We start from the raw sequence: 1,045 nt of genomic DNA, 5'->3' as shown, positions 1-1,045 counted from the left end.
TACCATCCTCATTAACGATCTTAACTTTGAAACTTGGAGCCGTCCAAGCGCCACCTGCATAACTAGCATCACCACCTAAAGACTTTGCAACACTGTTACCTAAAGCATATAGCTGATTTCCTGTTACAGCATCGCTTGAGTCTTTAGTGATATCCCCATTTGCAAGCGACGTTATCTTGCTGTTCGTCTTGCTTTCCTTCTCTCCATGCTTGGCTACAAACGCCTCTGCGTCCTTATTCCACAACAGCGCATCGCCTTGGACAGATTCTGTGATATTCGTGACTTTGTCATTAAAGTCTTTAACCACATTCGTGAAAGAATTACCAACACCTGAAAGAGCTTCTGAAACACTATCGTACTCAGCTTCTTCTGATGTGCCATCTTCTTTAAGGTGTGTAACTTTAAATCTAGGCAACAACCATTGATCTTTCTCATACTTAGCATCACCGTTTAAGTACGATGCAAGATCTTTTCCTAAGGAATAAAGTTGGGAGCCATTTACTGCATCTGTAGATTCTTTCGTAATATCTCCTGCCGCAAGGAACTTAATCTTGCTATTTGTCTTTGCACCGTCTTTTCCTCCATGCAAGGCTACAAAGGATTTTTCACCCTCGCTCCATGATAAAGAATCTTGTGCAACTCCTTCTGAGACTTCCTTAATACGCTGATTCACATTTTTGATATTTGCATCAAGTCCCTCAAATGCTAAACCAACATTGGTAAAGGCTTTTTGTGTTACCTCGCCATCTTCAGAAACGCGAGATAAGTTGTAAGTAGGGTTGGTAAAGCTACCGTCTTTAAATGCCGCATCGCCGCCAAGGAATTTAGCTACATTCTGAGAAATCGTGTTGATCTGACTACCATTAATCGCATCATGTGAATTTTCAGCAATGGTACCATCCGCTACATTATGAAGTGCAACTGGTCCTGCATCCTTACCTTTACCTAAAGTCACACTCATGTAATCAATGCCGCCATTCTCACCCTCTTTTTTATCGTAATGAACAACAGCCGAGTCATCAGACTGAAGGCTGGTAGAAAGATC

General features: G+C 41.8%; 1 pseudogene. It reads right to left on the bottom strand.

The window, feature by feature from the left end:
• A pseudogene (locus ACFIO3_RS13740) lies at nucleotides 1–1,045 on the bottom strand (adhesin); the annotation flags it as partial.

It is taken from the genome of Bartonella sp. AD328YNZD (assembly GCF_042196425.1).
This window is presented reverse-complemented; position numbering and strand designations above follow the sequence as displayed.